This window comes from Actinomadura sp. K4S16, assembly GCF_008327685.1.
Lineage (GTDB): Bacteria > Actinomycetota > Actinomycetes > Streptosporangiales > Streptosporangiaceae > Spirillospora.
Window position 1 is genome coordinate 75,995 of record NZ_BDDE01000017.1, and the last position, 26,184, is coordinate 102,178.

Here is a 26,184-nt window from a genome sequence, read left to right on the forward strand (position 1 = left end):
GTCACTCGCTCTCGGGGGACGGGCTCGCCGCGTCCAGCGCGGCCAGCAGGATCTTGGTCAGGGGGGACGGGCGGTCGCGGTGCGCCGGGTTCCGGGCCATCACATTCGGCAGGTCGCGGCGGAGCGCCGCCTGCTCGGCGGGGCCGAGCGCGCGGCGCAGCTCCTCGCCGAGCGCGGTGGCCTCCCGCTCGGCGTGCTCGCTGAGCCGCTCGATACCGCGCAGCGCCTGTGCCAGCGCCCGCAGTGCGCCCAGGCGGGCCGGGCCGTAGCGCAGCGCGTCGGCCCAGATCCGGCAGATCAGCGGGCGCCGGTCGGGGCGGGCCAGCAGCAGAACGACGATGGCGGGCTTCCCGCCATCGGGCAGCTTGGTCGACAGCACCGCCAGCACGGCCTTCATCGCCAGCCGGTACCGCGGCGCGTCCCGGCCGGTCGGGCGCAGCAGGTCCAGCCGCTTGCGCAGCAGCGCCAGGACGTGGTGCGACCTGCCCTCGGCTTCCACCAGCGTGGCGAACAGCTGCCCCATGCTCTGCGCGACGGCGGGACTGATCGACGTGCACTGGGTGACCAGCTGCCACATGCGGCGGGCCGCCTCCTCGGGGTAGCGGACGCCGAGGAGGCCGGTGAAGGCGACGGCGCCCGTCCACCGCTGCTGGGACGTGCCGTGGTTGACCCAGTCGTTCGCGGTGTCGAGGGCGGTCTTGGACAGCGCCTCATCGGTGCACATCACCGACAGCACCCACACTGCCGCCTGCTGGCCCCGCCAGCCGTCCCGGCCCTGCGACCAGGGCAGCAGGTAGTCGGGCTCGACCTCGTCGTAGGCCTCGCGGGCAAGCAGCGCCAGCCCGACCGACAGGTTGAACCGGACGGTGTCGTCCAGCAGGTACTCGTGCACCCACTCGTGGACGACGTACCAGAACCGCTCGTCGTACTCGCCCCAGAGTTCGCGCAGTACATGCGACCGGTAGGCGGGGTCCTTGAACCGGAGCCGGCTGCTGGCGGCGCCGTGGCGCACGATCCGGTCGCAGGTCATCAGCCCGTCGCCGTTCAGGACGGCGCCGCGCCGCCGCGGCAGGTCCTCGCGTTCCTTGTCGTCGTCGGCCGACGGCGGGATGTGCTTGTCGAGGATGCTTTCGAACTTCATCAGGCACATGCCGTGGTCGCGGTGCCGGAGGCCCCCGGTCAGCGCCAGGACGGTGACCGAGCAGATCTCGGCCCGGGACGGCGTGCTCGCGAACCAATCCCGGACCGTCGCGGCGGCGGCGAGCCCGAAGGTGTGCTGGACGGCCTCCTTCGGGTTTGTACCGGACGCGACCAGCTCGGCGGTCCGGATGACGCTGCCCATGGCGGGCTCGTCCGGCAGTTCGTCCCGGACGACCTCGGCGGTCGCGGCGTCAAGGCCGTGCGCGGTGAGGATCTCGGCGATGTCGGGGGGCTCCCAGCGCAGCCGCCGCACGCCTCCGGCGCCGGACATGTCCCCGGCCTCCTCTGCCGACACCGCGAGCAGCCATGCCCCGCAGTCGGCGAGCCTGGTGCGGACCCGCCGCCAGGCGTCGGTCGCCATCCGCCGGTCGGCGCCTTCCCGGACGGCCTCGGCGAAGTAGGCGCAGCCTTCCTGGTAGCCGCGGCGGGCCAGCTCGTCCAAGATGAGCCCGGGCGTCAGCACGAAGATCTTCTGAGGGTCGAGACAGGCGAGCACGGCGGTGCCGCCGTGCTCGCGCCCGCTGCCGGGCCGCCCAAAAATCACCAGCACTCGCGCATCGGAGAGCAGTCGCACCGCCTCGCCGTGCACGGGTGACCGGACCGGGCTGGTCCGGAGCGTGTGGATCTCCGCTTTGCTCAGCTCACCGGTGACGGCCTTGGACGTCGTCCCGCCCGGGGCGCCGTGCATCCCGAGGTAGACGTTCCCGTGGTTCTCGACCTTGGTGTGGAACTCCTGGTTCGCCTCCTGCGTGAACTGGTGGGTGGCTCGGGTGCCGCCGCCCCTGGGCTCGTCCTTCGCACCGTCGCCGGCGGGCTGCTCGCCCGTCTCGGTAGCCGATTCGCTGTCGGGTTCCTGCTGGGTGTTCGCTTCGTTCACGGGTCGACCAACCGCCGTGGGTGAGAGTGGTCCCGGGTCACGGCCCGGTGGGGAAGTTGTTGACCACGCCGAACTGGGCCGTGCCGCCCTCGGCGATCTTGATCCGGTGGTACTCGTGGTGGTGGTTCGCGGCCTTCCCGGGGGCGGCGGCGGGGGCCGGGTCGGGAGCCGGGGCCTCGGTGCCGGGGCCGACGCCGCCATCCCGGATGCGGTCGCGGGCGGCGGTCAGCCGCGGATCGATGGGGAGGCCCTCGCGGGTGAGGCGGTCGAGCATCGCGTCGTGGACGGACAGGGCCTCCTTCGAGCGGCCCAGCTTCGCCAGCGCGTACATCAGGTAGCCGGCCATCACCTGGTCGTAGGGGTCTTCGGCGAGGGCCTCGCGCAGCAGCGGGACGCGGGCCTCCTCGCGGCCGGCCTGCAGCGACCACAACTCCAGGAGGCGGCGAGCCTCGGCGCGCTCCGCCAGGAGGCGCTGCCGGAACGCCTCTGCCCGGGTGCCCGCCAGGCCGGGCAGAGGGGTGCCCGCGACGTGGTCCAAGGCGCCGGCCATCTGGTCGGCGGCGGCGGCCGGGGCCTCCCCGGCGATCCGCCGGGCGTGCTCTGCGTGGTCGCGGAAGAGCTGGAAGTCGGCCACACGCGGCAGCTTCAGCCAGTAGCCGCGGTTCACCGTCTCCAGCACGTCCGAGTCGAACCCGGCCGCTTCCAGCACCTTTCGGACGTCCCGGACCTTGCGCTGCAGGTCCTCGTCGGCGCCGAGCGGCTCCTCCTTCCCGTCCCACACGTAGGAGACCAGGGCGCCCCGGGCGATCCAACCCTCGGAGATCACCAGATGCGCCAGCACCGCCTGGTGGGTGGGGCCGCCGAGCGGCAGCGCGCGACCCTTGTCGCGCACCTCGATGGAATCGAACGTCCGGATTGCGGCGCCGGTCCTGGGCGCCGGTAGATCGTTCGGCATATTCTCCCCCTTCATCGGTCCTTATGGAACGCGAAATTGCCGGTGGTATTGCCGGTCGCGCGCCCCGCTGCTTTCCCGGCATCGAAACGGATGATCACCTTGTCGGCGGGCATCGGGCCCGCCGGGCGAGGAGCAGATCCATGGATGTCTCTGACAGCGGAAAGCGGTCGGCCTTCCGCAAGAGCTCTTACAGCGGCTCGCACAATGACGCGTGCGTGGAGGTCGCCGGCGACGGCGCCGGGCTGCTGGTGCGCGACTCCAAGGACCCGGAGGGCGGCACGCTGGCGCTGGACCCGGTCGCGGCACGGCGGCTCCTGGCCATGCTGCGCGGCTGACCGTGCGGGGCCCGCCGGGCGCCGCCCCTGCAGGCGCCCGGCGGTCAGTCCGGTCACCGCGCCGCCAGCCGGGTGAGGAACACGATCGAGGCGTCCGGGTCGAGCGCCCCGGCCCGGGATCGGTCGAAGGCGTCCGCGTACCGGTCAACCTCCGCGGCGGTCCATTCGAAATACTCCCGGTCGAATTCCTCCAGTTGCACGACCGAATTGATTCCTCCGGGCTCTTCCGGCAGCGCGAAGAGGTGGAAGGTGAAGCCAGCCTCGCGGAAAGGCGGTGCCGCGAACGGGCGGACCAGAATCGTCACGCGGGGCCGATGCGCCAGCTCTATCAGGTGCTGGTACTGGGCGCGCATCCCGGCGGCGCCGCCGACGGGGCGGCGGAGCGCGGCCTCGTCGATGACGGCTTCCACCTCCGGGCCGATGTCGCCGCTCAGGACGCGGGCGCGCTCCAGTCGGAGCCGGACGAGCCGTTCCATCCGCGGCCACGGCTGGTCGCGGCGGGTGCCCAACAGCCCCGCGGCGTAGCCGCGGGTCTGGAAGAGTCCGGGGATGAGGCCGGCGGTCTGGGTGCGGATCCGGACGGCGCTCTCCTCCAGGATCAGCATGGTCTCGTAGTCGTCGCCGATGTCGTCGGAGTACGGAGCCCACCAGTCGCGGGTGCCGGCGAGCAGCGCCTCCTCGGGCTCCGCTCCGTACGCGGCGACCAGTTCCTTGTAGTCGGCCCGCCGGATGCCGGCCAACCCCGCCTCCAGGCGTTCGAGCTTGTGCGGCTGCCATTGGAGCGCCGCGCTCGCAGCGCCGGCGTCGAGACCGGCCGCCGTACGCAGCCCCCGCAGATGCGTGCCGAGCCGGCGACGTTGCCAGATCCCCATCCCCACCCCCGCGGTGATCGTTTGCAACCTGCAATTTGCTGATTATGCATCAGCGCGGCTAGTCCTCGCAATCCGGGATACCCCGGTCACCTGCGTGACGTTCCCCACGACACTGGGCATGCCGCCCACGCACCGGAGGCCAGAGGGCGCGCCGCAGCCGGCCGAGAGGCTGGGGCAGCCAGCAGAGCAGGGCCGCTACGAACGCCGCGAGCGCCGGCCATGTCCAGCCGGCCGCCAGCAGGATCGGCGCACAAAGGGCGCAGACCTTCTCCAACTCCGCGAACGGCCACCGGGACGGTTTCCCGACGGTACCGGACACCTCTCGCGGCCGTGAGCGCCTATCCACGTATCCTCCAGGTAATCAAGCCCTGCCCCCCGAGTTCGACTCCAGGGCGAGAGCGGGGCGCAGAACGCAAATTGCAAGATGTAACGTCGAGCTGCGAGACGGCGGAAAAGGGGACGGGATGGCACGTGGCAGGAGCCCGGTGATGCAGCGCCGGAGGCTGGCTGCCGAACTCCAGCGGCTGCGGGGCGCGTCCGGCCGCACCCTGGAGGAGGTCGCCGAGCGGCTGGAGTGCTCGCCCGCCAAGATCAGTCGGATCGAGAACAACCTCGTCGCGGTCCGGATTCAGGACGCCCGCGAGCTGCTGGACTTCTACCGGGTGAGCGGCGAGCGCCGCGAGGAGTTGCTCACCATGGTCCGGGAGGCGCGCCGCAAGGGCTGGTGGTCGGCCTACTCCGCCGTGATGGATGAGAGCACCGAGAACCTGCTGAGCCTGGAGGAAGACGCGGTCCGCGTCTCGATCTACGACGAACGCGCCGTCAGCCCGCTGTTGCAGACCCCGGACTACGCCCGAGCCCAGCTGACCGCGGCCGACGAACTCGACAGCGCCGCGATCGAGCGGCGGGTGGAACTGCTGGCCGAGCGGCAGCGGATCGCCACCGGGCCGGACGGTCCGCAGCTGGCGATCGTGCTGGACGAGGCGCCGCTGCGCCGGTACGCCGGCGGCACCGCGATCATGGCGGGCCAACTCGACCGGCTCATCCACGCGTCCGACCAGAACAAGCTGGAGCTGCGCGTGATGCCGTTCAGCCGAGGCCCGAGCAACGCGCAGGGCTTCCCCGCGCAGATCTTCGAGTTCGCCGCCGACCCGCGCGTCGTCTACACAGAGCAGTTCGGTGGGGGCGGCCGGATGATCGAGGCCGCCGAGGAGGTCGGCCTCTATCTGTCGGCGTTCGAGCAGCTGTGGGCCCGCGCTCTGACACCCTCCGCGACGCGCGACTTCCTCAAGGCGCTGCGGGTAGAGCTCTGACCCGGGCATGCCCGTACCCCCTTGCTTCAGTGGTCACCTCGATCGAAGCGAGGGGGACCGGGAAACGATGGGGGTGGAGAGCCGGGAAATCGACTATTTCCATGAGCGGGTGCGGGACAGGCCGACGATGCGTCCCGTTCAGGTACCAGCCGGCGTAGGGCAGGAAGCCTCTGCTACTAGAGGTCGCGGGACGGGAACGTCCGACCTTGGGACTATGGTGCGTTTTCGTGAACAGACTCCACACCAGTCTCGATGAGAAGGTCCGGGCGTGAGCCGCTACAGGGGGCCCGCCACCTTGATCAGCAGCGGGGGAGCCGAGGTCGAGGTCTACGTCGATCTGCGCTCCAGGCAGCGGGAGTGGTCCGGGACCGCGACCATCGCCGACTTCGATTCCAGCGATCCTCATGACCGGACGTTGAGGCTTCCCGACGGCCGCGAGGGACAGGTCGCGCTCGGGGGTTCGGAGGCCTGGTCCGACGTCGTCACGCTGGTCGGAAGTGGTCCGCCGCCCTTCGGCTGAGCAGATCGTCCGACCAGCGGCGCCGGCATCCTCCCGGTCGCATGGGCCGCTGCCTTTCGAGCACGGCGATCAAGAGGCGGAATCCTTCGGGGTCCGCGCGTGAGCTTGGTCCAGCCGGTCTGTTCGTCGGCCATCCGCGTGATGCAGTCGGCCGGCTCGGCCAGCCGTGGGTTGTCGGCGGGCTGGTCGAGGGCCTCGCCGCAGGTGCGATAGAAGTCGACGAGTTGCGGGTCGCCGATCTGCTCCCACTTGCGTGCCGTCCACTACCGTGACCCGCTCGGGTGAGTGCGCGGCCGGCAGGACCCGGCCTTCGCGCTCAACGGGGACGATCCTGTCGCCGACGCCGAGCGCTCGAAGCGGGTCGAGATCTCGGCCACCTCCGGCGGCAGCGCCAAGTGGTCCCCGGCGTCCGGGATAAGCGCGCGTCTTAGGGCGTGGCGGGGTCGGTGGGGAGGAGTTCTTGACGCGGCCGGGGTAGGCAGTCAATGTGACCACCCTGGATTACTCAGCGGTGTTCGACGCGGTTCCCGCCGCGTGCGCGGTGCTGTCGTCCGACCTGGTGTACCTGGCGGTGAACCGGGCGTACGAGCATGTCGTGGAACGCCCGCGCGGACAGCTGCTCGGGCGTCGGATCTTCGAGGTCTTTTCGGGTGGTCCGTCCGGGGAGGGCGTCCAGGAGCTGCGCGCCTCACTGGAGCGCGTGCTGGCCGAAGGCGACGTCGACGTGATGCCGCTGGTGCGTTACGACGTGCAGGCGGCCGGGCAGCCGGGAAACTTCGAGGAACGATACTGGACCGCGGTGAACTCCCCCCTGCTGGGACCGGACGGCCGAGTCACATGTGTGGTCAACCGGGTCGAGGAGATCACCTCCTACATCCAGCGGCTCCGGTCGGCCGGCGCGGCCGAGGAGGGGTTCCTGGCCGACCAGGTGGAGGCGACCGAAGCCGAGCTGTTCCAGCGCGCGCAAGAACTCCAGGAGGCCAACCGGCGGCTGCGCCGGGCACAGCGACGCGAGCGGCAGGCCACCGCCGCCGCCCGCGCGGCGCTGCGCCGGCAGCAGCAGGTGGTGGCCGACACCTCACACGACCTGCGCCGCCCGCTCACCGGCCTGCAGACCAGGCTGCAGGTGGCGCTGACCGACCCCCAGGCCGACTCGCGGCAGGTCCTGCACGCGGCACTGCAGGACGCCGAACGGCTCGGCGACATCGTCAGCGACCTGCTGGAACTGGCCCGGCTCGAAGGCAAGGCCCCCTTCCCCACCGAACCGGTCGACCTGTCGGCGCTGGTGGAAGCCGAACTCGCGCGGTCCGGCCTCGCCTGCGCCACCACCGTCGACATCACCGAAGGCATCGTGGTCGAAGGGTCCGCGGTCCGCCTGGCGCGGCTGCTGGCCAACCTGCTGACCAACGCCGACCGGCACGCCACCAGCCTGATCCACATCAAGGTCCACGAACGCGGCGAGGAGGCGTTCGTCGAGGTCATCGACGACGGCCCCGGGATACCCGCCGACGAGCGGGAAGCGGTCTTCCAGCGCTTCTACCGCCGCGCCGACGCCCGCCGCAGCGACCCCGAGGGCACCGGCCTCGGCCTGCCCATCGCCCGCCAGATCGCCCGCGCTCACCACGGCGACCTCTACGTCGCCGACCACCCCAGCGGAACCCGCATGGTCCTCCACCTGCCCCGCACGTCCCCCTGACAAGGCGCGCGGACGTTGTCGAACGGCGTCAGGCGGTTAGGCGCCGGCGCAGGAAGTCCTTGCCCTGCTCGGCGCCCTTGCGGCTCTCGGTCTGGGCACGGCGGAACAAGTCCGCCAGTTCGTTGTCGCCTTCGCGCTCGGCGTCGGCGATGTAGATCTCCAGTCGCAGCGCGTTGCTCAGGCATTGCTCAACGAACCAGACCAGGTTGTAGTCCTTGTCCTTGGTGCCCGTAATCCCGCCGGTCTCCTGCTCATGCATCAGACTCATCGGTCCCCCCTTTTCCGTCGGTCTTCGTGCCGAGCCCTACCCGGCCGCTCGCCCTCCATGCGAGCCCCGCAGGCCGTCGAAAGGTCCGAGGTCGTCGGGACGAGGGCACCGGCAGGGCCCTTAGGCGGGGTGGAGGCTCAGGCTCGCCGCGTTTCGGCCTCGACGGTGTCTTGGGCGAACTGCACGGCGGCGCTTGTGGCACCCTTCAAGCCCAGTACGGCCCCGTTGGCGTTGAGACCGTCGATGATCAGGTTGATCCGGTCGGAGAGGGCCTCCGGGTCCCGCGCTCCGGCGCGCTTCGCGAGGTCGCGCAGGTGCGCCTGCTTGGCGGTGAAGTGGTCCACGATGACCTGGTGGGCGGGGTGGGTCTCGTCGGGGAACTCCGCGTAGGCGTTGCGCAGCGGGCAGCCCCGGAAGCCGTCTTCGGCGGCGCGCTCGGCGACCGCGGCGACCAGGGCGACGATCTCCCGGCCCGGGTCGGACGTCTCCGGCCGGGCGGCATCGGCGACGACCGCGTCCCAGTCGTCCTTGCAGCGCTCCAGGAAGGCGACGACCAGCTCGTCCTTGCTGCGGAACTCGCGGTAGAGGAGGTTCTTGCCGCAGCCGCACTCGTCGATGATCCGCTGGAGCCCCACGGCGTGCACGCCGTACCGGGCGAAAAGGCGCGACGCGGTCTCCAGGATGCGATCGCGCGCCCCCTCGTCGGGCTTTCGGGCCATCGAGCACCTCCGCCGGACCGTCGACCGTCCCCGCACGGATTATAGCGGACTGATCGGTCCGCCGCTTCGGGCGCGGAGCTCCCGACCGGTTGACACCGGCTCCGCCGTCCATCAAGGATGGGGACCGTTCGGTCCGGGACCGATCGGTCCGCAACCGTGAGGAGTCGTACGTGGACACAACGGGTTCGATGGCCGCCGACGACGGCGGCAGGCTGGGCGGACGTGCCTGGGGCATGCTGCTGGTGCTCTGCGGAGCGCTCTTCCTGGACGCCCTGGACGTTTCGATGAAGGGCGTCGCGCTGCCCTCGATCGGCGCGGACCTCGGCATGTCCACCCGCTCGCTGCAGTGGGGTGGTGAGCGGCTACGTGCTCGGCTTCGGCGGCTTCCTGCTTCTCGGCGGCAGGGCCGCCGACCTGCTCGGCAGGCGCAGGATGTTCGTTCTCTCGCTCGCCGCGTTCCTGGTCGCCTCGGCCGTCGGCGGCATCGCCGCCAACGGCGAGGTCCTCATCGCCTCCCGCTTCCTCACCGGCGTCAGCGCGGCGTTCTCCGCTCCGGCCGGGCTGTCCATCATCACCACGAGCTTCGCCGAGGGGCCGGCCCGCAACAAGGCCCTGTCGGTCTACAGCGCGACGGGTGCGTCCGGCTTCGCTCTGGGCCTGGTCGTAGGGGGCCTTTTCACCGAGCTGTCGTGGCGCTGGGTCTTCTTCGCCCCGGTCCTGATGGCCGTCGCGACCCTCCTCGGCGCGCTCTGGCTGGTCCCCCGCACCGTCCGGCCGGAGGGCCCTCGCCAGGGCTTCGACGTGGCCGGCGCCATCAGCGCCACCGCCGCGATGCTCCTTCTGGTGTTCACCCTGGTCGAGGCGCCCCAGGCGGGCTGGGGGTCGGCGCGCACGGTCGGCTCCCTCGTCGCCACCGGGCTGCTGCTCGCGGTCTTCGCCCTGATCGAACGCCGCGCGCCCGCGCCGCTGGTCCGTCTCGGCCTGTTGCGGTCGGGTCCGGTGATCCGCGCCAACCTCGGCGCGATGGCGCTGCTGGGGAGCTGGGTGTCCTGCCTGTTCATCCTGACCCTCTACATGCAGCAGGTCCGCGGCTGGTCGCCGCTGGAGACCGGCCTCGCCGTCGCCCCGTCCGGCCTCCTCGTCGCGCTGCTGGCACCGCGGATCGGCGCCCCGCTGGTGGGACGCTTCGGCGCGTTCCCGGTGACCCTCGCCGGGCTGGCGGCGGCCGCCCTGGCGTACGCCCTGCTGCTCCCGCTCGGCCCCGACTCGGCGTACGCGCCCGCCATGCTTCCGACGTTCCTGCTGGTCGGCGTGGCGTTCTCGTTCGCCTACGGGCCCCTGAACATCGCCGCGACCAACGGCGTTCCGGCCGAGGAGCAGGGTGTCGCGGGCGGGCTGGTGAACACCTCGTTCCAGCTCGGGCCCGCGCTCGTCCTCGCGGTCGTCACCGCTGTCGACGACGCCGCCGCCGGACCCGGCACGGCGCCGTCCGATCTGCTGGACGGCCTGCACGCGGCGCTGGTCGTGCCACTGGTCGCGGCCCTCATCGGCATGGCGGCGATAGCGCTCGGCGGCCTCGGAAGGTCCCGGTCGCCGCGGCGCCCGGCGCACGGCTCCGACTCCCGGACCCGCCAGTCCGTTCCGGCCCCCTGAATCCCGACCTGCCGGGCGAGGCCTGGCGGTAGACCTTCGACCCGCATTTCTTCAATGCACTGCCGGACATGCGAGGGGCGCCCACCGCGTGGTGGGCGCCCCTTTCTTGATGGCGATGTGGCTACTTGAGGAAGGGGAGGCGGCGGACCAGCGGGGTGCCGGCCCACCAGCGGCCCAGGCCCAGAGTGTCGCCGGCGCTGACCAGAGCCAGACCCACAGCCAGCAGGGCGTAGACCAGGTGGTCGTCCATGAACGGGTTGTTCTCCGGAGGCAGAACCGCCGCCCACATCATGACCAGCAGCACCGCCCCGGCACCGGCCGCGAGACGCATCCCCATCCCCAGCATCAGCGCCGCGCCGATCCCCGCCAGGCCGAGCATGAACAGCCAGTCCGCCCAGGCCAGCCCTGCCAGATCGTTGTAGAACCCGGCCAGCGGGCCCTTGGGGGCGTGGGCCAGGAACCCCTCGGTGGGGCTGCCGCCGTCGATCCACCCCTTGCCCGCAGGGGTCTCATGCCCCAGCCCGAACGCCTTGTCCAGGAACGCCCAGAAGAACACCCACCCCAGCGCGATCCGGGCAACCGCCCACACATACCGCGCGGCCGGCGACTCGGTGATCGGCCTGGCCGCCACCACCTTCAGACTCACCAGAGCCCGGCGCCCGCTGATCCTGTGCTCGGAGACAGCCATTGTCGTCCCCACCCTTCCCATCGAACCCCGAACTCCTGTCACTGATCATTCAACGCACCCCGAACCACCCCCCATAGGTGCATTCGCCCCACCCTTTAAGGGACCTTCGTCCCACAATGAAAATGCTGCTCTGATACGGGAGCCCGGACTTTAACCCGGATGCGGTCGCTCCTATCGGAAGCGGCTCTCCATGCGCCGGCGGATCCGGCCGGGTGTCAGCTTCGGGCCCGGATCGACAGCGCCAGGGCCGGGCACATCTCGGCGGCCTGAGCGGCCCCCCGCAGGAGCCGGGACGGGATGGCCGCGCCGGTGATGACGGGATAGCCGAAGCGGTCCAACTCGATGAGTTCGGGAAGCAGATGCCGGCAGAGCTTGTGGCCGGCGCAGCGCGACCAGTCGATGGCCAGTTGGGCCCCCGACTCCTCCTCGGTCCGCTCCCCCGGTACGGGAAGGAACCGGCGGGTGGGACGGCCGCATCCGCCCTTGGTCAGGTGCGCGTCGACGTCGTCCTGAAACGCCTTGAGCGCCGAGAGCAGGAAGCGGGTCGTCCCGTCGGGGTGGCTGCACGCCCCCCGCCCCCGCACGGTCGCGCTGCCGTTGCGGATCGCGGCGAGCGCCTCGTCACCGGTGTTCCCGGCGGCCAGGGCGCCGAAGGACTGGGCGATGGCGGGCAGGCCCAGCCGGCAGGGGCCGCACTGCCCGGCGGACTCGGCCCCCATGTAGGCGGCGACGCGGGCGACCTCGCCGACCGGGCACGTGTCCCGGGGCAGCGGGACGATGATCCCGGCGCCGAGCGCGGCGCCCGCCGCCGTCATCGACTCCCGCGACACGGCCGCGGTCGCCGCCTGCGCGGGAGTGAGCCAGGCGCCGTGGTACCCGCCGACCATGAGGCCCTGCCCGGCGTCGGTGCCGCATCGGCGCAGCACGTCGGCGAGGGGGACGCCGGTCGGGGTCTCCACGACGACGTGGCCGCCGTCGGGGACGGTGACGGTCAGCAGGACGGTGCCGGGCTCGGCGGCCGTGCCGACGGACCGGTAGCCCTCGGCGCCCAGTCCGGCGAGGACGGCCAGCTGCGCGAACGTCTCGGCGTTGGACAGCAGGGTCGGCAGCCGGTCGACCCCGCTCTCCGCCGCCCTGACTTTGCGCCCGGGCGGTATGGGCGTCTCGCCGTTGACGCCGCGCACCAGGGCGCCGCCCTCCCCGGTGATGAACCGTTCCGGCAACTGGACGACCCGGACCCGGTCGTCCAGCCCGGACTCGGCGACGGCCAGCCGCAGCGACCGCGCGGCCGGCCCCTCATCGGTGATCCCGATGACGAGTTCCCGGGCGCGCAGCGCCCGGACCGCGAGCATCGCGCCGTTCAGCACGAGATGCGGGACGTGCGCGAGCAGCGCCTTGTCCTTGGAACTCGCCGGCTCGCCCTCGGTGGCGTTGACCAGTACCACGCAGGGCCGGTCGGACCGGGCCGCCGCCTTACGCACGGCGGTGAGCTTGCGGGCGAAGGGGAAGGCGGCTCCACCTCGGCCGCGCAGGTCGACCGCCTCGGCGAGGGCCACCAGATCGGGCACCGAGAACCGGGCCGGGACACGGTGCACGCGCCGGTGCGCGGCGGCGTCCAGCCGGGAGACCCGGTCGAGCCCGGCCAGCAGCCGGGGACGGCCGATCGTCGTCACTTGGGGGACGGGGCTCACGGGCGGCTCCTCGACCAGCGGCGGGCCTCATCCTTCAGGTCCGCCCAGAACTGCTCGTCGGGCACTCGGGCGACGACGTCCGGCGCAGGCTTGGCCGCCGGCCGGGCCGGTGACCTGGGGACGGCGGGCTGCGCCGGTCGCGGCCGGGTCGCGCGGCGGTGCCGGGCGGCGAGGGCGAGGCGCAGCAGCACCAGGACCACGACGACGGCCGCGCAGGCGAGATAGCTGAACGTCACCCAGCTCTTCGCGGCGCGGCCGGCGTTGAGGCCGTGGACGAGGGCGACCGGCCAGCACACGTAGACGCTCAGGTGCAGCAGCCGCCACGTCCAGACCCGGCCGGCGCCGATGAACCGGCCGCGCGCGACGCCGATCAGGAACGCCAGGATCATCAGATCACCGGCGACCGGGCCCAGCGAGACCATCAGACCGTGCCCGCGCAGCCCGGCGGCGGGCAGGACCGCGTCCAGCGCGGTCGCGTGCCGTTCCAGGATCTTGAGGGTCACGTGCACGGCCAGGAAGCTCATCGACAGGGTGGCCGTGGCCCGGTGCCCGGACTGGGCGACGATCCGCAGCCGGACGGGAGTGAACCGGCCGCTCGCCAGCAGCCCGAACACCACCGCCCCGGTCAGCCCGACCAGGGTGAACACGCCGGAGAAGAACTCCAGGAACGCGTGCACGCCGGCCAGCGCGCTCGCGGCCGGAGCGGTCCGCCCGGCGGCGGCCGCGGCGGCCAGGCCGGCGGCGAGCAGCAGGAACGCGCGCACCCGCCGGCCGGTGCCGGACGGCAGGGTGTCGGAGGAGGAGGTCGCGCTCATGACGCCTTCCGCATCAGAACACCGACGCTGCGGGACGGCGCCGGAGCCGTGGGGCTGAGCCTCGCCGACGGCGCCGGGGAGGCACCGGGGGCGACGCCGAGGTTGAGCAGCGGATCCCCCGCCTGGATTCGCAACCCGGGGCGCTCCGCCTGGATCGGTCCGGATGCGGGCACGTCCAGGGTCCAGCCGCCGATCCGCAGGGAGTCCAGCGGCACCGGGCGGCCGCCGGACAGGACCCCGAACACCACCGCGGCGGCCCCGTCCACGTGCGCGCCCGTGCAGGACTCCTCGTTCCCGGCCGTCCCGAGGTAGGCGCCCCGCTGGACGACCGCCCCGTCCTTGACGTTCGCGAGAGCCGACATCTGGGAGTACGTCGAGGCGAGCCCGTTGGGATGGATCAGCAGGAGCATGCCGTGGGCGGGCTCGCGGCTGCACAGCCGGTACAGGCGCCCCGATCCGGCCGCCAGCACACGCCCGTCCCCGCCGGTGAACGCGATCAGTTCCGCGCTGCCCGTGGGGCGCATGGTCCACGACTTGCCCGCCCCCCAGGGCAGTGACAGGCCGGTGTCCTTCGACGCCGCCGCCTTGCCGTACGCGGCCAGGAACGACCGCTCGGCCTTCGGGACGACGCTGTCCGGCGCCTGCCGCGCGTAGGCGGTGAAGGTCTCGGAACCGGTCACGGCGACGTGCCAGCCCGTCCTGGCGCGGCGGGCGATGAACAGCGAGGCGTCGGGAGGGGCGTCCACGCCCTCGGGGGGAGTGAGGACGGAGGAGCCGAACGCCCAGCCGCGCGCCGGGTCCGACCGGGACAGCAGGACCCTGGGCGCCGCCGGGGCGTGGCCCCCGAAGTCGCGGCGCGCGAGCGGCGCGCGCTGCCGCAGGACCACGGCGCGCACGGTGCGCACGAGCGGCGTCGACTTCGCCGCCGGCCGGGCGGGTTCCGAGGGGTGCGAGCCATGCACCGGCCGCGTCCGGCCGGAGGCGGGTGCGGACGCCCGTGCCGGCCCGCTCCGCGCGGGCGCCACCGTCTGCGCCACGACGGCGGACAGGATGAGCAGGACGGCGCTCGCCCCGGCACCGCCGAGCCACGTGATGCGGTTGGCGAGCGGCAGTATCGACCGGCCGCCCGGTTGGTGGCTGGACATCACCGGACCAGGGTCGCGTCCGAGCCGATAAGGCGGCGCTGCCTCCAGGTTAAGGCTGGGCTAAGAAGCGCGGCCCCGGGGCGGAACCCCGAAACGGACCATGACCCGCGCGCCTTCGGCCGGGGACACGCCGAGCTGAAGGCTGCCGCCGCTGGCTTCGGCGGTGCGCCGCACGATGTCCAGCCCCAGCCCGGTGGACGACGCGGTGCTGACGCCGCGGCGCAGCAGGTGGCGGGCGCCGAAACCCGGGCCGGCGTCGTCCACCGTCAGGTAGACGGCGCCGCTGCGCGGTTGCAGCGCCACGGCCAGCGCGCTCCCTTCCGGCGTGTGCGAGAAGACGTTGCCGAGCAGCGCGTCCAGGCAGGCCGAGAGGTCCTCGGCGCGCACCTTGACCGGCAGCGGACCCGGCGGGACGTCCAGGTCCACGCGGCGGTCCTGCTCGTCCGCCAGCGCCGACCAGAACTCCACCCGTTCGGTCACGATCGCGGCCGCGTCCGCGCGCGGCGCCTCCGTCCGGGCCGGTCGGCGGGTGGTGTTGATGAGGTCGGTGACGGTGCGTTCGAGCACCCCCACCTGGTCGCCGATCCGCTCCGCCTCCGCGGGGTCGCTGAGCGTCTCCGCCTCCAGCCGCAGCACCGTCAGCGGCGTCCGCAGCCGGTGCGACAGGTCCGCCGCCGACTCCCGCTCCCGGGCCAGCAGCTCGCCGATCTGGGCCGCGAGGTCGTTCAGCCCGATCGTCACGTCCCGGATCTCCGGCGGCCCGCCCGGCGCGACCCGGACGTCCAGGTCCCCGTTCGAGACCCGCTTGGCCAGGTCGGCCAGCAGGGCGATCCGCCGCACCAGCGAGCGCGCCAGACGGTCGGCGAGCACCAGGCTCACCGCCAGCAGTCCGCTGCTGAGCGCGGCCAGGATCCCCCACGCCCGCGTCACGCCAGCCCGCATCTGGCGGTCGGACACGAAGGTCCGGATCACCGCCGTCCCGCCGGGCACGCCGAGCACCGCCACCAGGATCTCCTGTCCCCCGGGCGTGTCCACCGTCAGGCTCTGACCGCGCTCGGCGAGCCGCACCCCCGGGTCGCGCGCGGCCGGCGCCCCGCTGACCCGCCCGTCCGGCCACAGCACCGTCATCGGGTGGCCGGTGGAGGCGTTCTGCTGCAGCGCCAGCTCGACCGTCCCCCGGTCGCCCGCGGCCACGACGGGCGCCAGCGACTGCGCCCGCACGTTGGCCGCCGCCAGGGTCCGGGTCCGCGCGACGTCCTGGACCAGCAGCGCCAGCGGGACGAGGAACGCCACCAGCACCAGCACCACCGTCGCCGCCACCAGCAGCGTGATGTGCCGCCTCACGTCGGATCGACGATCTTGATGCCGGAGCCGCGGACCGAGCGCAGGTACCGGGGCGCCGAGGCCGTCTCGCCAAGCTTGCGGCGCAGCCAGGCCACGTGCACGTCGATCGTCTTGTTCGCCCCGCCCATAGGCACCTGCCACACCTGCGTCAGCAGCTCGCGTTTGGAGACCACCTGCCCGGGGCGCGAGGCCAGGTAGTACAGCAGGTCGAACTCCTTGGGCGACAGTTCGAGCATCCGCCCGTCCAGCACCGCCTCGCGCGCCGCCGCGTTCATGCGCAGCCCGCCCACCTGGACCGCCGGCGCCGCGGCGTCCGCGCCCTCCGAACGGCGCAGGACCGCCCTGATACGGGCGTCGAGCTGCCCGGCGCCGAACGGCTTGACCAGGTAGTCGTCCGCGCCGGCGTCGAGGATCCGCTCGATCTCGCGCTCGTCGTCGCGGGCCGTCGCGACGATCACGGGGACGGCGCTGACCGCGCGGAGCATCCGCAGCACCTCGGCGCCGTCCAGATCCGGCAGGCCGAGGTCCAGGATCACCAGGTCGGGCCGCGCGGTGACGGCCCGCCGGATCCCTTCCATGCCGGTCGGGACCGACGCCACCGCGTGCCCGCGCTCACCGAGCGCCCGGACGAGCCTGCCGCGCACCTCGATGTCGTCTTCCACGAGCAACAGTTGGACCACGCGGCAACGCTAGACCGCCCGCTCCGCCGGCACCGGCCGGATCACCCCCTTACGGGGGCCTTAAGGGCAACTTAACCGACCCTTAGCCACGAACATGCGACAGTCGGCACATGTCCAAGCACAGCGCGCTCGCCGCCATGGCGTGGGCGGCGGCCGCTGTCATCGCGATCATCTCGGGCATGGCGGCGATCTCCGCGGTGGGCTCCGGCATCACCGACCGCGGCACCGAGCCCATGAGCCCGCGCGAGGTGGAGGCCGCGCTGGCCGCCCCCACGGCCGGACCGGCCCCGTCGCCCTCGTCGCCCGCGGCCCCGCGGCCCTCGCGCCGCCCGGCTCCGACGGTCACGGTCACCCAGAAGATCACCACCTCCGTCACCAACCTCGCCTCCGAGGCCGGCGACATCGTCGCCCGCTGCAACCACGGCTCGGCGTACCTGGCCTCCTGGACGCCCCGGCAGGGTTACAGCGTCGGCGACAGCCGCCGCGGACCGCAGAGCCCGGTCTTCGTCCGGTTCCGCTCGTCCGCCCGCCAGGTCACCATGGTCGTCGCCTGCCGCGGCGACCGCCCCTTCGCCACCGTCCGCAGGGAGCGCACGGACCGCACCGGCGAGCATCCCGATGACCGCACGCACACCGAAGACCCTTACCACCGCCATTCCGAGAGCCGCGAATAGCCTCGTCCGCCCTGGCAGTGCACGGTGCGGACGCCGCGACCACCTGGTCCCGATTCCAGGGACGACTGGACGAGCCGATCGGCATGGGAGGGCTGCACACCGGCCCACTTGAACTGCCCATACCTCCCGGCTCGGGTAAGAGATCCCTTATGCTCGCCGCATGCAGCTCGTGGCAATGGGGGACGGCACCCCGGCGGTCCTCGCGGTCGGGCCCCGGGCCGTCGGCGTGTTCGCCGTCGGGCAGGAGGCCAGCGGGATCATCGCCATCGGTCAGATCGCCACCGGTGTCATCGCTGTCGGCCAGTTCGCGCGGGGCGTCGTCGCCATAGGCCAGCTCGCCATCGGGGCCGTGGCGGTCGGCCAGGGGGCCTTCGGCCTCTGCGCCGCGGGGATGGGCGCCATCGGAGTCGTCTTCCAGGCCGGGTTCGGTATCGGCGGGACCAGCGCGATCTCGTCCAAACTCGGCCTCTGGGGCAAGCTCCACGTCGACCGGGTGTTCGACCCGCACGCCCGCGGCCCGATCCTCGAGAACGGCGGCCTGCCCGGCTGGCGGGTCGCGCTCGCGCTCGTCGGCACGCTGATCCTCGCCGGGGCCTGGTGGAAGATCACCGGCGAGCCGCTCCGGGCGGCGATCCGGGAAATGTGATCAGGCGAAGAGCAGCAGGCAGAGCAGGACGATCAGGACCAGCCCGCCGAGGGCGTTCAACCAGACCGGGATCCGGCCGAACAGCTCCTCCCCGCCCGGAGACAGCGCCGGGAGCGTCCCGGCCTTGCCGCTCCTGCCGCTCTTGCCGCTCTCGCGCCGACGCGTCATCAGCCCGCCTCCGCCAGCCCGCCGGGCAGCAGTGTGAGCCCGGTCCTGCGCGCCTTCTCCACGCTGTGCCGCAGCGCCTCCTCGAGCTTCCTCGCCTCGTCGGTGAGCCCGTCGATCTCCGCGACCGCCAGCTCGTCCCGGACGGTCCGCGCGAGCAGTTCGCCGTAGGCGTCGCTGCTGTCGGCCAAGCGCTGCAGGGTCTTCCACTGCAGCAGTGCCCGATCGGCGGCCGTCACCTGCTCGGCGTACCGTTCGATGGCCTCGATGCGCTCCGTGACCGAGGCCGTGGCCAGCTTCAGCGCCTTGGCCTGCGGGGCCATCATCTGGGCGAGCTCGGCGCTCTGCCCGGCCAGGCGCGCCGTCCGCTGCTCCTCCGACAAGCGGCTGATCTCCTGCAGGGTCTGGGCGACCTCCCACTCCTGCGCCGGCAACGTGACGGTGTTCCGCAGATCGTCGAGCAGGCCCTCCTTGGTGACCTCGGAGGTCAGCACCACCTGGATCGCCCGCTGGACCCGCCCGAGCAGTGCCGCCGTAGCGGTGTCGAGGTCGTCCGGGACCACGTAGGAGCCGTGGAGCCGCCGCGCGAGGGAACCGGCACGGCCCTGCCCGCACCGGGCCAGCAGCACACCGAACGCGACCACGGCCGCTCCCGACAGGACGAAGAGGCCGCCGGGCGCGAAGATCAGCACTGCGCCCGCCGCGACCTGCCCGATCGCTCCGGCGATCAGCGCCCTGCGCCCGTAGAACGGAGCGACGACGAGGGGCAGAAGTGCCCACAATGGGGCATTCCAAAGGCTGAAGAGCACATCCCGGGGGGTCCGCCCACCGACCGGCCCCGACGGCCGCACTCCGGCGGCGGGGTGCAGCAACTCAGGCCGCGCCTCCAGCAGGGCGCGGTCCTCCGCCGCGATGAGCGGGTCGAACGAGGGTCTGACGGTCACGGGAGTATCTAAGCACTTACCTCCTCGGGAACTAAGGGGTCCGTTTCGCGGAGCATCCTCGATTCCGTTGACGCGGGCGGGGCGGTTCGACACGCCGGCGTGGATCGCCCGCGACGTCGGCGAGCCGGCCTGAGCATGCTCGGCCTCGTCAGGAGGAGAGATCGCTGATGGCGCCGCCCACCAGCTTCGCGGCGAGGATCAGGCAGATCACCGTCATGATCGCCGAGTTGTTCCGCTCCATCCAGACCTTGAGGCCGTCGAGGATGTGCTCGGAGCGCTCCTTGAGCGCGAAGTAGAGCACGACCGGCGCTCCGGTCCCGAGCGCCCCGATCACGACGAAGACCGCGAGCGCCGCGGCCTGCGCGCCGGCCGAGATGTCCGTGCGCGCGATCGCCGCCGCCGCGGCGATCACGAGCAGCAGGTTCTTCGGGTTGACGGCCGACAGCGCGATCCCGAGTGCCCCCGCCTTGACGGGGGTGAACGAGTCGACCGCGTGCAGCCACTTCGGCAGCGACACCTCCTCGTCGCCGCGCGGCCGGCCGCGCCACTCCTTCACCGCCACCCACAGCAGCAGCACGCCGAGCGCGAGGTCGAGCGCGCTGGCCCACTCGGCCGGCTGCCCCTGCTCGCTCGGCCCCGCGCCGCCCGACACCAGCAGCACGACCGTCCCGACCAGGGACAGTCCCAGGATCCAGCCCAGGAGCAGCGCCGGCCCGTTGGACCGCGCCCTGGGAGTCGCGAGCATCAGCACCACACCGATGATCGGAAACGGGCTCAGCGCCACCCCGACGGCGTACGACAGAACCTGACCGATCGCCTCGCCCACGGCCGTCTACCTCACACCGGTTCGACCTCGCCCGGCCGCCAGGTCTTGTCGAAGAACGGCGGCAGAGGGCTGTAGAGCCGCAGGACCACGAACCATCCCTTGCCCGGAACGGTCTGGATCCAGTTGCCCTCCGGTACGCCGTCGGGCCGGTCCGGCCCGAAGTGCACCGTGGTCCTGCCGTCCGCGGCGGCGGCCGCCGCCGGGGTGGGATAGTCCTGGCTGCCGGCCCGGGGGAAGCGTTGCGGTGTGGAGAGCATCGAGCGGGTCTGGTTGTCGTAGACGGTGCACGACCAGAAACGGGCTGCGGGAATGTCCGGCGGGAGCACCAGGCGGTAGTGCCCGCCCCCGTCGAGGGCCCGGCCATGCCGGTCCGCGAACGCGAACAGGTACTGCGAGCCGATGCCGGGCAACGGTGCGGTGAACGCCGGGCTGATGCCCACGCCCAGGTACCACCACCAGGTCCGCAGGTTCAGCTTGCGGGCGCCGTCGCTCGGACGGAGCTCGACGCCCCGGTCGGTGATGTCCGGAGGCGGGGTCATGAAGTCGTAGCCGGACACGAGCAGGCCGTTGACCCACTGGGAGGACGCGCCGTAGAAGTGCGCCCCCTCCTCCGGGCGCGGGCGGCAGGCGAGGGTACGGGCCGTCGCGTTCCCCACCGCGGCCGCCTCGGCGAGGATCCCCCGCATCCGCGGATCCGGCTGGAACGGCCGGTCCTTGGCGATCCCAAGGGCGGCCAGAGCACCGGCGATCTCGGGATCGAGCGCCTCGGCCGGCTGGTCGTGCACGAGCTCGCTCGCGAGGTCGAAGTAGGTCGCGTCCGCGGGTGGGACCGTGTTCACGGCGAACCCGGTGCCCTCGACGAAGCGCGGCGGGTCGGGTTTGCGGAGCGCGGCGGTCCACGTCTGAGCGGTCCACGGCGACGGCGGGGCCGTGCCCCCGGTGACGATCTCCCCGATGCTGGTTCCGAAGAATCCGGGGGCGTAGCGGTGGATGCGCAGCCCCTCCTTGATGCGCGCGACCGCCGGCTTCGGGTCGTCGCCTTCTAGGAACGCCCGCCCGCCCAGGAGGAGCCGCGTGGTGCGGGTCGGCTGGGTGAAGTAGCCGCCCTGCGGAAGGGGGCCCTCATAACCGGGCGGGACGAAGAGGTATCTGCCGCCGGCCCCGCGATCCGGCCCGGCCATACCGGGATCCGCGACCCAGCGGAACCACATGTCGTTGACGAAGCACAGGGAGAGGGGCGGCATTTCCACTACCAGCGGGCCCTCAGTCAGGTCGAGGAACGTCACGAAATAGACGGTGTCCGCGTTCCCTGTCAGCACGAGCGTCTCGGAATCCATGAACTCCGAGAAGAGCAGGACGTCGTGGTCCCTGATCCCGGCCTCGAGGAAGCCCTTGCGCGCCGCCCACACGTTGACCCCGGAATACGCGTCGAGGAACGCTCCGACGGCGTGCACATGGTCCAGATGGTCGTAGACGCGGTCGGCGGTCTCGTCGGTGGGCATGCCCAGCGGGAATTCCAGAGTGCCCAGGCGCGTCTCCACCCGCCCGGGCGTCGAGAGCGACTCCATGACCTGGGGCGAGATCCGTCCGGCTTGCTGCAAGGCATCGCTCCGTTCTCGGGAGAGGGCTCCCCTCGCCCACGAGCCGTACCTGCCGCGAACCATCACTAAACGCAGCGTCCTGAGTCATTGGTTTCTCGCTGGACGAAAGATGAACGATCGCCGCCGGGGACAAGGCCATCCGTCGTCGCGGGCGCCGCGGCGCCGCCGTGTCGGTCGGCCGTCGTCGCCGGGCCATTCGCCGGTCATGGTGCGTTGGTTCGGACGCGCAGAGAATTCCCCATGAGAAAATTCCTATGGGCGGCGCAGGTCATGGCGACCGCCGCCGCCATCGGACTGGTCGTACCGGGCACCGCCGAGGCCCAGGCCGACCGCGGACGTCCGGTCACGTTCGCCCTGATCGGTGACACGCCCTACGGCGACGCCCAGCGAGCCGCCTTCCCGGCGCTGGTCTCGGACGTGAACGGCGACAGGAGGATCCGGTTCGTCCTGCACGCGGGCGATGTCAAGAACGGCTCGTCCACGTGCGACGACGCCCGGTTCGCGGATCTGGCCGGGCTGTTCGGCACCTTCCAGGCCCCGTTCGTGCTGACGCCCGGCGACAACGAGTGGACCGACTGCCACCGCACCGCCGCCGGCGGCTACCTGCCGACCGAACGCCTCGACAAGGTCCGCAAGGTCTTCTACCCCGTGGCGGGCAGGACCCTCGGCCGCCGGCCGATGGGCGTGTCCAGCCAGGCCACCGACCCCCGGCACCGCGCCTACCGCGAGAACGTGATGTTCAGCCGAGGCCAGGTGGTGTTCTCCACCCTGCACGTCGTCGGCAGCGAGAACGACCTGGAACCGTGGGCGGACCTGCCCGGCGGCGACCGGCCCGCGCCGCGGCTGGCCGAGTTCGAGGCCCGCAAGGCCGCCGCCCTGGACTGGATCGACACCACCTTCGCCAAGGCGAGCCGCACCCACGCCCCCGGAGTGCTGCTGATGATGCAGGCCGAGCCAGCGGCGTCGCCCGGATTCACCGAGATCAGGGAGCGGATCGTCCAGCGCTCCAGGGCGTACGGAAAGCCGGTGCTGCTGGTCCACGGCGACGAGCACCATTACGAGGTGGAGCCGGCGTACGCCGGGGTTCCCAACCTGACGCGCCTGGAGACCTTCGGGGCCACCGCTTCCCAGTGGCTCCGCGTCACGGCCGACCGGAACGACCCGAAGGTGTTCACCTGGGAGCCCCAGACGGTCCCCGCCGGCTGACCCCTCCTCCACGCGCGCTTCCGGCTCGGCGATCCGGCCCCGCCGATCTCTCGACCGGCCACGGTGCGCACACCCGGCGCCCGCGTCCCCGGTGCGGTCACGCACCGGGGACGCAGGCGTATCCGTCTCGGTCGCCGCCGTGCCCGTGGGCTCGCGCTGGTGGCGGCGGCCTCCCAGGCGCCCGGCTCCATCGTCTTGAAGGTTTCCGCGTTGTTCGCCTACCGGGCCGACGGGCGGGGTGGGAAGGTCGTGCCGGACGTTCACGCTTGCGCCGTGAAGATCGCCATCGTGACCGAGTCGTTCCTGCCCCGGGTCAACGGGGTCACCGGCTCTGTCTGCCGCGTACTCGAACAGCTCGCCGCGCGCGGGCACCAGGCTGTCGTCGTCGCCCCCGAGCCCGGTCCGGCCACTTACGCCGGCGTCCAGGTGGAACTCGTCCCCGGTGTCGCACTCCCGTTCTACTCCTCGTTCGCGGTCGGCCTGCCGTCCCGCAGGGTCACCTCGGTGCTGCGGGACTTCGAGCCCGACATCGTCCATCTCGCCTCGCCGCTGGTGCTCGGCGCCTCCGGCCTGGCCGCGGCCGAACGGCTGGACGTGCCGGCCGTGGCGGTCTTCCAGACCGACATCGCCGGGTTCGCCCGGCGGTACGGCCTGCGCGGCACCGATCCGCTCGTGTGGTGGTGGTTGCGCCGCCTGCACGGGCGCGCCGACCGTACGCTCGTCCCCTCCACACCGGTCCTGGCCGAGCTCGAACGCCACGGCGTGCCCAGGCTGTCGCTGTGGGGGCGAGGCGTGGACCGGAGCCGGTTCCACCCCGCACACCGGTCGACCGACCTGCGGAAACGGCTCGCGCCAGGTGGCGAGGTCCTGATCGGGTACGTAGGACGGCTGGCCGCCGAGAAGCGGCCGAGAATGCTCGCGCGGCTGGCCGGCCTGCCCGGGACGCGACTGGTGATCGTGGGCGACGGGCCGGAGGAACGGCGCCTGCGCCGCCTGATGCCCGACGCGGTGTTCACAGGGTTCCGCACCGGCGCCGAGCTGTCGCGGCTGATGGCCTCGCTGGACGTGTTCGTGCACACCGGCGCCGACGACACGTTCTGCCAGGCGATCCAGGAGGCGCTGGCGTGCGGGGTACCCGTGGTGGCGGCCGCGGCGGGCGGTCCGCTCGACCTGGTCCGGCCCGGCGTCAACGGGTTGCTGTACGCCCCTGATGACGGCGATGGCCTGCGCGCGGCCGTGGCCGCACTGGTGGCCGATCCCCAGCTGCGGGCGCGGATGAGCGACGCGGCCCTGGAGTCGGTGGTGGGACGAGACTGGAACACCGTGTGCGAAGAACTGATCGGCCACTACCGACAGGCGGCCTACGGTGCGGCCGCGCAGCAGACGGCCGCGCGGCAGGCCGGCAACGCCGCATGAACGCGCACGCGAGCTTTCCGATCATCGTGTCCGTCCACGATGTGGCCTCCAGCACCGCGGCGCCCACCGCCCAGTGGCTCACCGACCTGGACGAGCGGGGTGTGCCCGCCACACTGCTGCTGATCCCGGGCCCGTTCGGCGGGGGTCCGGCGCTTCGCGACGACCCCGCCCTGACCGAGTTCCTGCACCGTGCGGCCGGCCGCGGCCACGAACTCGCCCTGCACGGCTACCGGCACGAAGGCGTTCCCGGCGGTTCACTCTGGCGGCGCGGCGTCAACGAGGTGCTGGCCCGGGGAGCCGGGGAGTTCTGGACGCTGACGGAGCAGCAGGCCCGGCGGCGGCTGCGGGCGGGCCTGGAGATGCTGGCGGACGCGGACATCGGCGTGATGGGGTTCACGCCGCCGGGATGGCTGGCCTCGCCGGGTACGCGGCGGGCGCTGGCCGCGCTCGGGTTCGGGTACTGGACCAGCCATCTGGCCGTCCACTGCCTGCCGGGCGGGCCGGTCCGCCGGATGCCGGTGCTCTCCCACCGGCCGGGCGGGGCGGGAGAGCGGACCGGTGCCCGCCTGATGATCGATGCCGCCCGCACCTTCTCCCGGCGACGGATGCCGTTCCGGATCGCCCTGCACCCGGCGGACCTGACCCGTCCCGGCCTCCGCCGGACCACGCTGGCCGCCCTGGACCTGGCCCTGGCCGCGGGCGCCCGCCCGATGACCTACGAGGCCGCGGTGACGGCATGAGGATCGTGCAGCTGGCCAATCTCTACAGCCCGGTGTCCGGCGGGCTGCGCACCGCCGTCGACATGCTCGGCGCCGGATACGCCGCCGCCGGTCACCAGCGGGCACTGGTGGTGCCCGCTCGCGCCCACACGCGGACGGAGGACGACAGGGGGCTGCTCATCACGGTGCCGGGCGCGTCGGTCGCCCCGGGCTACCGGTTCGTACTGGATCCGCGGCCGGTGCTTAGGGTGCTGGCGCGGCTCCGACCCGACGTGGTGGAGGTCTCCGACAAGGCCAGCCTCACCGTGGCGGCCCGCTGGGCCCGGCGGCGCGGGATCCGCACGGTGCTGTTCTCTCATGAACGCCTCGATGCGATCCTGGCGCCGCACACGCCCGGGTGGCTCCCGCTGGAACCGGTCACCGACCGCTGGAACCGGCGGCTGGCCGCGGCCTTCGACGCGATCGTGACGACCTCGGCGTTCGCCGCGGCCGAGTTCGCCAGGGTGGGCGCGCCCCGCCTGCACCGCGTGCCGCTCGGCGTCGACCTCGCCACGTTCCGACCGGCCGGCACCGGCGGGGACGACCGTCTCCGGCTCGTCCACCTGGGGCGGCTCTCCCGGGAGAAACGCCCGGAACTCGCCCTGGCGACGGTGCGCGAGCTGCGGCGACGCGGCGTCCCCGTCCACCTGGACGTCGTGGGCAGCGGCCCGCTGTATCCGGCGCTCCGCTCGCTGGCAGCCCACGAGGCCCTCCCCGTCCGCTTCCACGGACACGTGCACGGGCGCGGCGACGTGGCCGCGCTGCTGGCCGCGGCGGACGTGGCCCTGGCCACCTGCCCCGTCGAATCCTTCGGGTTGGCGGTGCTGGAGGCGCTCGCCTGCGGCACCCCCGTCGTGGCGGCCGACCGGGGCGCGGCCCACGAACTGCTGGCCCCCGACGCCGGAATCGCCGCCCCGCCCACACCGACGAGGTTCGCCGACGCGGTCCAGCACCTCTGCCGCCTGCCGCGATCTCGGCGCCGAGGTGCCGCACGCGCCCGCGCCGGGCACTACCCCTGGGCCGCGACAACGGCGAGGATGCTCGAAATCCTCGAAGGCCCGTGAGACGACGGCAGTCCCGCCGTGCTCGCGGCCGCGGACCGCGCGACCGGCACGGCTCGCTCGGCAGAGCCAGTCGCGATGTTCCGCACACCGCCTGTGCGGCGCGGCGGCCGCTA

The 26,184-nt window shown here is 72.7% G+C and carries 26 protein-coding genes; 11 read left to right on the top strand and 15 right to left on the bottom strand.

Features of this window, described 5'->3' with window-relative positions; translation table 11 throughout:
• Position 1: 1 nt before the first annotated feature.
• Together K4S16_RS26390 and K4S16_RS26395 are read right to left on the bottom strand one after the other, a co-directional pair.
• Positions 2 to 2,077 (bottom strand): hypothetical protein, encoded by a 2,076-nt coding sequence (locus K4S16_RS26390; RefSeq protein ID WP_149261731.1) that lies wholly within the window; start codon positions 2,075 to 2,077, stop codon positions 2 to 4.
• 37 nt (positions 2,078 to 2,114) lie between these two features.
• A complete protein-coding gene (locus K4S16_RS26395) occupies positions 2,115 to 3,032 on the bottom strand; it encodes a BTAD domain-containing putative transcriptional regulator (RefSeq protein WP_160161037.1) in 918 nt (305 codons plus the stop codon).
• Positions 3,033 to 3,172: 140 nt separating this feature from the next.
• On the opposite strand from K4S16_RS26395, the gene K4S16_RS44485 reads away from it, so the two are divergent.
• Entirely contained in the window at positions 3,173 to 3,367 is a 195-nt protein-coding gene (locus K4S16_RS44485; RefSeq protein ID WP_160161038.1) for a DUF397 domain-containing protein, read from the top strand.
• A 53-nt stretch (positions 3,368 to 3,420) separates the two neighbouring features.
• Here the strand turns inward: K4S16_RS44485 and K4S16_RS26405 are convergent, their stop codons facing one another.
• Positions 3,421 to 4,239 (bottom strand): helix-turn-helix transcriptional regulator, encoded by an 819-nt coding sequence (locus K4S16_RS26405; protein ID WP_160161039.1) that lies wholly within the window; start codon positions 4,237 to 4,239, stop codon positions 3,421 to 3,423.
• Positions 4,240 to 4,703: 464 nt separating this feature from the next.
• Here K4S16_RS26405 and K4S16_RS26410 point away from each other — a divergent pair, with 464 nt between their 5' ends.
• From K4S16_RS26410 to K4S16_RS26420, 3 genes are all read left to right on the top strand, one after another.
• Positions 4,704 to 5,552 (top strand): helix-turn-helix transcriptional regulator, encoded by an 849-nt coding sequence (locus K4S16_RS26410; RefSeq protein ID WP_149261735.1) that lies wholly within the window; start codon positions 4,704 to 4,706, stop codon positions 5,550 to 5,552.
• Between the two features lie 268 nt (positions 5,553 to 5,820).
• Entirely contained in the window at positions 5,821 to 6,072 is a 252-nt protein-coding gene (locus K4S16_RS26415; protein ID WP_149261736.1) for a DUF4873 domain-containing protein, read from the top strand.
• Positions 6,073 to 6,559: 487 nt separating this feature from the next.
• Positions 6,560 to 7,768, top strand: a complete 1,209-nt coding sequence (locus K4S16_RS26420; protein WP_149261737.1) for a PAS domain-containing sensor histidine kinase — start codon at positions 6,560 to 6,562, stop codon at positions 7,766 to 7,768.
• Positions 7,769 to 7,796: 28 nt separating this feature from the next.
• On the opposite strand, the gene K4S16_RS26425 is transcribed toward K4S16_RS26420, so the two are convergent.
• Positions 7,797 to 8,036, bottom strand: coding sequence for a hypothetical protein (locus K4S16_RS26425; RefSeq protein WP_235037094.1), 240 nt, complete (start codon positions 8,034 to 8,036; stop codon positions 7,797 to 7,799).
• Positions 8,037 to 8,173: 137 nt separating this feature from the next.
• Positions 8,174 to 8,755 (bottom strand): TetR/AcrR family transcriptional regulator, encoded by a 582-nt coding sequence (locus tag K4S16_RS26430; RefSeq protein WP_149261738.1) that lies wholly within the window; start codon positions 8,753 to 8,755, stop codon positions 8,174 to 8,176.
• A gap of 354 nt (positions 8,756 to 9,109) precedes the next feature.
• Here K4S16_RS26430 and K4S16_RS26435 point away from each other — a divergent pair, with 354 nt between their 5' ends.
• Positions 9,110 to 10,408 carry an MFS transporter gene (locus K4S16_RS26435; RefSeq protein ID WP_235037095.1) on the top strand — a complete coding sequence of 433 codons (1,299 nt, stop codon included), beginning with the start codon at positions 9,110 to 9,112 and terminating at the stop codon, positions 10,406 to 10,408.
• A gap of 121 nt (positions 10,409 to 10,529) precedes the next feature.
• Here the strand turns inward: K4S16_RS26435 and K4S16_RS26440 are convergent, their stop codons facing one another.
• From K4S16_RS26440 to K4S16_RS26465, 6 genes are all read right to left on the bottom strand, one after another.
• Positions 10,530 to 11,096 carry a DoxX family membrane protein gene (locus tag K4S16_RS26440; RefSeq protein WP_149261739.1) on the bottom strand — a complete coding sequence of 189 codons (567 nt, stop codon included), beginning with the start codon at positions 11,094 to 11,096 and terminating at the stop codon, positions 10,530 to 10,532.
• A 215-nt stretch (positions 11,097 to 11,311) separates the two neighbouring features.
• Positions 11,312 to 12,787, bottom strand: a complete 1,476-nt coding sequence (locus K4S16_RS26445; protein WP_149261740.1) for an NADH-quinone oxidoreductase subunit NuoF family protein — start codon at positions 12,785 to 12,787, stop codon at positions 11,312 to 11,314.
• Entirely contained in the window at positions 12,784 to 13,602 is an 819-nt protein-coding gene (locus K4S16_RS26450) for a hypothetical protein (RefSeq protein WP_149261741.1), read from the bottom strand. The genes K4S16_RS26445 and K4S16_RS26450 overlap by 4 nt, the downstream gene beginning before the upstream one ends.
• A complete protein-coding gene (locus K4S16_RS26455; protein ID WP_149261742.1) occupies positions 13,599 to 14,747 on the bottom strand; it encodes a M23 family metallopeptidase in 1,149 nt (382 codons plus the stop codon). The genes K4S16_RS26450 and K4S16_RS26455 overlap by 4 nt, the downstream gene beginning before the upstream one ends.
• A 60-nt stretch (positions 14,748 to 14,807) precedes the next feature.
• Positions 14,808 to 16,091 carry a HAMP domain-containing sensor histidine kinase gene (locus K4S16_RS26460; protein ID WP_149261743.1) on the bottom strand — a complete coding sequence of 428 codons (1,284 nt, stop codon included), beginning with the start codon at positions 16,089 to 16,091 and terminating at the stop codon, positions 14,808 to 14,810.
• The gene (locus K4S16_RS26465; RefSeq protein ID WP_149261744.1) at positions 16,088 to 16,771 is read right to left on the bottom strand and encodes a response regulator transcription factor; all 684 of its coding nucleotides are present in this window, start codon (positions 16,769 to 16,771) and stop codon (positions 16,088 to 16,090) included. Before K4S16_RS26465 ends, K4S16_RS26460 begins: the two co-directional genes overlap by 4 nt.
• 110 nt (positions 16,772 to 16,881) lie before the next feature.
• Between K4S16_RS26465 and K4S16_RS44490 the strand changes: the two genes are divergently transcribed.
• Both K4S16_RS44490 and K4S16_RS26475 read left to right on the top strand, forming a co-directional pair.
• Entirely contained in the window at positions 16,882 to 17,445 is a 564-nt protein-coding gene (locus K4S16_RS44490) for a hypothetical protein (protein ID WP_160161040.1), read from the top strand.
• A gap of 160 nt (positions 17,446 to 17,605) precedes the next feature.
• Positions 17,606 to 18,091 carry a hypothetical protein gene (locus tag K4S16_RS26475; RefSeq protein WP_149261746.1) on the top strand — a complete coding sequence of 162 codons (486 nt, stop codon included), beginning with the start codon at positions 17,606 to 17,608 and terminating at the stop codon, positions 18,089 to 18,091.
• Here K4S16_RS26475 and K4S16_RS44495 read toward each other — a convergent pair whose 3' ends face one another.
• The 4 genes from K4S16_RS44495 to K4S16_RS26490 all read right to left on the bottom strand — a co-directional run bounded on the left by K4S16_RS44495 (position 18,092) and on the right by K4S16_RS26490 (position 21,627).
• Complete coding sequence (locus tag K4S16_RS44495) at positions 18,092 to 18,259, bottom strand: hypothetical protein (RefSeq protein ID WP_160161041.1); 168 nt, start codon at positions 18,257 to 18,259, stop codon at positions 18,092 to 18,094.
• The gene (locus K4S16_RS26480; RefSeq protein ID WP_149261747.1) at positions 18,259 to 19,200 is read right to left on the bottom strand and encodes a hypothetical protein; all 942 of its coding nucleotides are present in this window, start codon (positions 19,198 to 19,200) and stop codon (positions 18,259 to 18,261) included. The genes K4S16_RS44495 and K4S16_RS26480 overlap by 1 nt, the downstream gene beginning before the upstream one ends.
• 148 nt (positions 19,201 to 19,348) lie before the next feature.
• A complete protein-coding gene (locus K4S16_RS26485; protein WP_149261748.1) occupies positions 19,349 to 20,026 on the bottom strand; it encodes a GAP family protein in 678 nt (225 codons plus the stop codon).
• 11 nt (positions 20,027 to 20,037) lie between these two features.
• Positions 20,038 to 21,627 carry a DUF1254 domain-containing protein gene (locus K4S16_RS26490; RefSeq protein WP_200842132.1) on the bottom strand — a complete coding sequence of 530 codons (1,590 nt, stop codon included), beginning with the start codon at positions 21,625 to 21,627 and terminating at the stop codon, positions 20,038 to 20,040.
• Positions 21,628 to 21,867: 240 nt separating this feature from the next.
• Between K4S16_RS26490 and K4S16_RS26495 the strand changes: the two genes are divergently transcribed.
• The 4 genes from K4S16_RS26495 to K4S16_RS26510 all read left to right on the top strand — a co-directional run bounded on the left by K4S16_RS26495 (position 21,868) and on the right by K4S16_RS26510 (position 26,071).
• Positions 21,868 to 22,833, top strand: a complete 966-nt coding sequence (locus K4S16_RS26495) for a metallophosphoesterase (protein ID WP_149261750.1) — start codon at positions 21,868 to 21,870, stop codon at positions 22,831 to 22,833.
• 273 nt (positions 22,834 to 23,106) lie between these two features.
• Complete coding sequence (locus K4S16_RS26500) at positions 23,107 to 24,249, top strand: glycosyltransferase family 1 protein (RefSeq protein WP_200842133.1); 1,143 nt, start codon at positions 23,107 to 23,109, stop codon at positions 24,247 to 24,249.
• Positions 24,246 to 24,989: a DUF2334 domain-containing protein gene (locus tag K4S16_RS26505; protein WP_149261752.1), complete on the top strand. Its 744-nt coding sequence runs from the start codon at positions 24,246 to 24,248 to the stop codon at positions 24,987 to 24,989. Before K4S16_RS26500 ends, K4S16_RS26505 begins: the two co-directional genes overlap by 4 nt.
• On the top strand, positions 24,986 to 26,071 hold the full coding sequence (locus tag K4S16_RS26510) for a glycosyltransferase (protein WP_149261753.1): 1,086 nt from the start codon (positions 24,986 to 24,988) through the stop codon (positions 26,069 to 26,071). The genes K4S16_RS26505 and K4S16_RS26510 overlap by 4 nt, the downstream gene beginning before the upstream one ends.
• The last annotated feature ends 113 nt before the right edge of the window (positions 26,072 to 26,184 follow it).